Raw genomic sequence first — 5,889 nt, 5'->3', positions numbered from 1 at the left:
CTGGATGCGCACCGCACGGACGCTTTCGACCGTGCCCATGCGGACCGTCTGTTCGCGCTGCGCCTGGCCGACGCTATAGACATCCGCCGAGCCCGGTGCGGTGAAGCAGCCGGTGAGCGTCAGCGAGGCCGTCAGCATGGCCGCGAGCGTGAGGGTCTTTTTCGTCAACATCTTTGCTCTCCCACAATATTCATTTGAGACTGTAACCGAATGCAGCCTCGAAGCGCGCGTCGATCTCGGCGCGCGTCAGTACGTAAGTCTGGGGCCCCTGGTGGGCGATCTTGATCGAGCCCATCAGGCTCGCGAGGCGGCCCGTGGTTGCCCAGTCGAGGCCATGCTCGATGCCGTACAGCAGGCCACCCCGGAAGGCATCGCCACAACCGGTCGGATCGGCGATCCGCTCGGCCGGCACGACAGGAACCTGCTCCGTGCCCTGCTTGTGGCGGATGGTCGCGCCGTGCTCGCCACGCGTAATGACGAGGGCGTCGACCCGGCTGGCGATTTCATCTTCGGACCATCCCGTCTTGTCGCTCATCAGCTTGGCCTCGTAGTCGTTGACCGCTACATAGGTCGCAAGTTCAATGCTGCGGCGCAGCGTCGCACCGTCGAACAGCGGCAGGCCCTGGCCCGGATCGAACACGAACGGCACACCGGCCTTGGCGAGCTCTTCCACGTGCTGCACCATCCCGTCGAAGCCGTCAGGGCCGACGATCGCGAGCTTGATGCCCGGCGCGTCGCCCGCGTGGTTCAGGTGCGACTGCATCATCGCGCCCGGGTGGAACGCAGTGATCTGGTTGTTGTCGAGATCGGTCGTGATCATCGCCTGCGCCGTATACGTATCGGGCAGCACGCGAACGTGGTCGCGGCGCAGGCCGAACTGGTCGAGCCGGTCGAGATACGGCTGCGCGTCGAGCGCGCCCATCGTCCCCATGATGCGTGCATCGCCGCCGAGCAGGTGCAGCGCATACGCGATGTTGCCCGCGCAGCCGCCGAATTCGCGGCGCATCGTCGGCACGAGGAAGCTCAGGTTGATGAGGTGCACCTGGTCGGGGAGGATGTGCTCGCGGAACCGCCCTTCGAAAGTCATGATGGAGTCGTAGGCGATCGAGCCGCAAATCAACGTAGCCAAGGTGTGCGTTCCTGTAGAAATGAGGGACCCTGCGCGACAGCGCCGCGCGAAAGGCGCGGCGCGGCAGGGCAAAGCGAGAGAAAGCTTACTTCAGTGCGGCGAGCGCTGCATCGTAGTTCGGCTCGTCCTTGATTTCGCCGACGAGTTCCGCGTGGATCACCTTGTCCTGCGCGTCGAGCACGACGACCGCACGTGCGGTCAGGCCGTTCAGCGGGCCGCTCGTCACGTCGACGCCGTACGCGTTCGCGAACGCGCGGCCGGTGCGGAACGTCGAAGCCGTCACGACGTTCTCGAGGCCTTCGGTCGTGCAGAAGCGCGTGGCGGCGAACGGCAGGTCGGCGGACACGACGACGACGACCGTGTTGTCGAGCGACGATGCGGCTTCGTTGAACTTGCGGGTCGACGTCGCGCAGGTCGGCGTGTCGAGGCTCGGGACGATGTTCAGCACCTTGCGCTTGCCGGCGAAGCTGGCGAGCGACAGGTCGGCGAGGTCCTTGCCGACCAGCTTGAAATCGGCGCCTTGTGCGCCGACGGCCGGGAACGTGCCGGCGAGATCGATCGGGTTGCCACCCAGCGTAACTTTGCTCATGTTCGTGCTCCGAAATAGCGCGCCGCTCGGGCGCGCGGGTTGAGACGGGCGCGCAGGCGCGCGCCACGGCGCGTCACGGATAGAAGATCTGGACGCGGAAATTCGAGGCGGGCGTGCCGTTCGTATCGAGGCGGACGACCATCGTCTGCGTCGTGCCGGGCGGCAGCCCGGCGTCGATCGGCGTGCCCGGGCGCACGTAGTCGCGCGGCGCGAGCACGCGGCGCACGGTGACGTGATTCGTGTCGTCGAGCAGCGTCAGCTCGAGCGACGGGTACGCAAGTGCAACGCGGTAGCGGTTCGTCAGCGGCACTTTCAGCTCGAGCTCGCGCGGGCCGTCGAGCTGGCGCAAGTCGGTGGCGTCGAGCCGCAGGCCGTCGATCGCGCGCGGCGGCGCGACCTTGCAGCCGAGCGGCGCGCAGGCCTGCCGGAACCAGCCCTGCGTGACGGGCCAGTAGATCATCAGCGTTTCGCGTTGCCACCACGCGAGTTGCGTGACGAGCAGCACGGCCAGTACGGCAGCGACGAGGCCGCCGAAAAAGCCGCCGAGCATGCCGCGCCGCTGCGGCGCGCGCGTCTCGCGCGTGACGGCGAAGTGCGGACGATCGTCGTCGGTCAGCGCAGCGGGGAATGGGGCGGCCGGCGCGTTGGCGGCCGCGGCGGGTGTCTCGTCGTGCCGTGTGGCGCCAGTGTCGGGCTCGGATCCAGGTGCGGCGACAGCCGGCGCCGGTGTGAACGCAAAGCGCGGTTCGCGTGGCGTGCGTTCGTCGTCCTGAATGGCGAAGTGCGCGGTGCCGACGGGTTCGGCGGCATCGCGAGCGGTATCTGCGTCCGACGCAACGTGGGCGACGAAACGGGGTTCACGCGGGTCGCGCTCGACGGGCGCGGCCGATGGTTCGGTATCCTGTTGCGTCTGCGTCTGCGTCTGCGTCTGCGTCTGCGTCTGCGTCGATTCGGCTGGTTTCTCGACGGCAGTGGACGTGTCCAGCTCGGCCGGGGAGGGCGCGAACGGTGCGGGCGTACCGGACAGGTGAACGACGCCGGCTTCCGTAGACGGAAGCGCAAGCGGGATCAGCGGTTCGGTGCGCACGGTCTGCACGCTGTGCTGCAGCGACGGGTCGACGCCGGCATCGAGCCACGGCGCCCACATGTCCCAGCCTTCCGGCTTGTAATCGGTGTCTGCAGGTGATCCGGCCGGCGCTTCGGCGGCGAACAGCCGAGGCGGGGCCGGATGGTGCGCGTCGCCGTCGTCCGGCGCGGCAGCCGGTTCGGTCAGGGCCGGCTCGGGCTGCTGCGCGTGCTCGGGAACGAGCGACTCGGATGCGTTGAAGACTTCGTGGCAATGCCCGCAGCGCACGAGCCCTTGATGCAGCGAGAGCTGTTCCTGCTGCAGCCGGAAGACGGTTTCGCAATGAGGGCAGCGCGTCGCAAGAAGCATGTCGAGCCGGGCGGCCTGCTGGCCAGAGTGAAGGACAGCGCTATTCTAATGGCTTTCGCGCCGGGTTCCGGCGAGGCATACCCAACCTTCGTGTTCGCGCCAGACCGAGATGTCGACGTAGCGTGCGTAGACGGCCGCAACTTCGTCCGCCTGGCGCGCGAGCACGCCCGACAGCGCGATGCGCCCACCCGGTTTGACCTTCGATGCGAGCATCGACGCCATCAGCTTCAGCGGATTCGACAGGATGTTCGCGACGACGATGTCGAATTCGCCGTCCGGGCACGCGTCGGGCAGCCCGTACGTGACTTCCGCATGGTTGCGTTCGCTGTTCTGCCGCGCCGATTCGACTGCCTGTGGATCGATGTCGATGCCGATCACGGGGTTCGCCCCGCATTTCTTCGCGAGGATCGCGAGAATGCCCGAGCCGCAGCCGTAGTCGAGCACCGACTGGCCGGGCTTCACCGACTGCTCGAGCCATTCCATGCACAGGCGCGTGGTCGGGTGGCTGCCGGTGCCGAATGCGAGGCCCGGATCGAGTTCGAGGATGAGCGCATCGGGATCGGGCGCATCGTGCCACGACGGCACGACCCAGATTCGCTCGCCGATCGGGATCGGCTCGAACTGCGATTGCGTGAGCCGCACCCAGTCCTGTTCCTCGACTTCGCGGACGGTGAACGCCGGTGTGTCGGCGACGCCGATTTCGTTCGCGGCGGCCGCGAGCAGCACGGCCGGCTCATGGTCGGCCGCGAGCAGCGCGACCACGCGCGAGTGCTGCCACGCAGTGCGGTCGGGCACGAGGCCCGGCTCGCCGAAGAGCGGCTGTTCGTCGGGCGTGTCGGCGTCGGCGTCTTCGACGGACACCGACAGCGCGCCGAGTTCGAGCAGCGCGTCGGACAGCGCCTCCGCATGCTCACGGGCCAGTTCGACGACGAGTTCGCGGTAGCTCATGCTTACGCTTCTTCCGGTGCGACCTGCTGCTTCTGGGCGAGCCGGTTTTCGAGGTAGTGGATGCTGGTGCCGCCTTCGACGAACTTCGAATCGATCATCAGCTCGCGGTGCAGCGGGATGTTGGTCTGGATGCCTTCGACGACCATTTCCGACAGCGCGATGCGCATCCGGCTGATCGCCTGCTCGCGCGTCGCGCCGTAGGTGATCAGCTTGCCGATCATCGAATCATAGTTCGGCGGCACGAAATAGCCATTGTAGGCGTGCGAATCGACGCGCACGCCGGGGCCGCCCGGCGTATGCCACGACGTGATCCGGCCCGGCGACGGCGTGAACTTGAACGGATCTTCGGCGTTGATCCGGCATTCGATCGCATGTCCGCGGAACTGGATGTCGCGCTGGCGCAGCGTGAGCTTCTCGCCGGCCGCGATGCGGATCTGTTCCTGCACGATGTCGACGCCCGTGATCAGCTCCGATACCGGGTGCTCGACCTGCACGCGCGTGTTCATCTCGATGAAGTAGAACTCGCCGTTTTCGTACAGGAATTCGAACGTGCCCGCGCCGAGGTAGCCCATCTTCTTGCACGCGTCCGCGCAGCGGTCGCCGATGCGGTCGATCAGGCGGCGCGGAACGCCGGGTGCCGGCGCTTCCTCGATCACCTTCTGGTGGCGGCGCTGCATCGAGCAATCGCGCTCGCCGAGCCAGATCGCGTTCTTGTACGCGTCGGACAGCACCTGGATTTCGATGTGGCGCGGGTTCTCGAGGAACTTCTCCATGTACACCTGCGGGTTGCCGAACGCACGGCCGGCTTCCTCGCGGGTCATGTTGACCGCGTTGACGAGCGCGGCTTCGGTGTGCACGACGCGCATCCCGCGCCCGCCACCGCCGCCTGCCGCCTTGATGATGACCGGATAGCCGATCGCGCGCGCAATCTTGACGATCTCCTTCGGATCGTCCGGCAACGCGCCTTCCGAGCCCGGCACGCACGGCACGCCGGTCTTGATCATCGTCTGCTTCGCGGTGACCTTGTCACCCATCATGCGGATCGTTTCCGGGCGCGGGCCGATGAACGTGAAGCCCGACTGCTCGACGCGTTCCGCGAAATCGGCGTTCTCCGACAGGAAGCCGTAGCCGGGGTGGATCGCCTCGGCATCGGTGACTTCCGCGGCGCTGATCAGCGCCGGCATGTTCAGGTAGCTCAGGTTCGACGGGGCCGGGCCGATACAGACGGCTTCGTCCGCAAGGCGCACGTACTTGGCTTCCTTGTCGGCTTCCGAGTAGACGACCACCGTCTTGACGCCGAGCTCGCGGCACGCACGCTGGATGCGCAGCGCGATTTCACCGCGGTTGGCAATGAGGATTTTTTCAAACATAGCGAGTATTCGTCTCTTCGAGGGGCGCGCGAACGGCGCCTGGCGGGCATCGGCGGCGCGCGGCCCGCAGGCCGCGCGGCGGACTTAGCCGATCACGAAAAGCGGCTGGCCGTATTCGACGGCCTGGCCGTTCTCGACGAGGATTTCCTTGATCACGCCGGCCTTGTCCGACTCGATCTCGTTGAGCAGCTTCATCGCTTCGATGATGCAGATCGTCTGGCCTTCCTTGACCGTGTCGCCCACCTGGACGAACGGGTCAGCGCCCGGCGACGGCGCACGATAGAACGTGCCGACCATCGGCGACGTCACGACGTGGCCCTGCGGGACCGCCGGTGCGACAGCGCCGCCTGCGGCCGGCGCGGCAGCGCCTTCGGACTGTCGCTTAAACACATCTGACGCTGCCGACGAATAGAGAGGT

The 5,889-nt window shown here is 66.9% G+C and carries 5 protein-coding genes; all 5 read right to left on the bottom strand.

The genetic code is table 11. The features are described from left to right. Positions 1 to 190: 190 nt before the first annotated feature. Complete coding sequence (locus JYJ84_RS26730; RefSeq protein WP_175222938.1) at positions 191 to 1,129, bottom strand: carbohydrate kinase family protein; 939 nt, start codon at positions 1,127 to 1,129, stop codon at positions 191 to 193. 85 nt (positions 1,130 to 1,214) lie between these two features. Next, on the bottom strand, positions 1,215 to 1,718 hold the full coding sequence (tpx, locus tag JYJ84_RS26725; protein ID WP_011350875.1) for a thiol peroxidase: 504 nt from the start codon (positions 1,716 to 1,718) through the stop codon (positions 1,215 to 1,217). 73 nt (positions 1,719 to 1,791) lie between these two features. After that, a complete protein-coding gene (locus JYJ84_RS26720) occupies positions 1,792 to 3,153 on the bottom strand; it encodes a zinc-ribbon and DUF3426 domain-containing protein (protein WP_175222939.1) in 1,362 nt (453 codons plus the stop codon). 45 nt (positions 3,154 to 3,198) lie between these two features. Beyond that, positions 3,199 to 4,101, bottom strand: a complete 903-nt coding sequence (gene prmA / locus JYJ84_RS26715; RefSeq protein WP_124473202.1) for a 50S ribosomal protein L11 methyltransferase — start codon at positions 4,099 to 4,101, stop codon at positions 3,199 to 3,201. A 2-nt stretch (positions 4,102 to 4,103) separates the two neighbouring features. Beyond that, entirely contained in the window at positions 4,104 to 5,471 is a 1,368-nt protein-coding gene (accC, locus tag JYJ84_RS26710) for an acetyl-CoA carboxylase biotin carboxylase subunit (RefSeq protein ID WP_122944425.1), read from the bottom strand. Positions 5,472 to 5,889 lie beyond the last annotated feature (418 nt).

The sequence above is a fragment of the Burkholderia sp. LMG 13014 genome (assembly GCF_905232215.1).
In the GTDB taxonomy this organism is placed as follows: domain Bacteria; phylum Pseudomonadota; class Gammaproteobacteria; order Burkholderiales; family Burkholderiaceae; genus Burkholderia.
The sequence above is the reverse complement of the archived record's forward strand: the minus strand, read 5'-3'. Positions and strand labels throughout refer to the sequence as shown.

Bases quoted from the DNA above. Each gene is read 5' to 3' on its own strand.
- tpx (WP_011350875.1), bottom strand. From the start codon at position 1,718: ATGAGCAAAGTTACGCTGGGTGGCAACCCGATCGATCTCGCCGGCACG.
- JYJ84_RS26720 (WP_175222939.1), bottom strand. From the start codon at position 3,153: ATGCTTCTTGCGACGCGCTGCCCTCATTGCGAAACCGTCTTCCGGCTG.
- prmA (WP_124473202.1), bottom strand. From the start codon at position 4,101: ATGAGCTACCGCGAACTCGTCGTCGAACTGGCCCGTGAGCATGCGGAG.
- accC (WP_122944425.1), bottom strand. From the start codon at position 5,471: ATGTTTGAAAAAATCCTCATTGCCAACCGCGGTGAAATCGCGCTGCGC.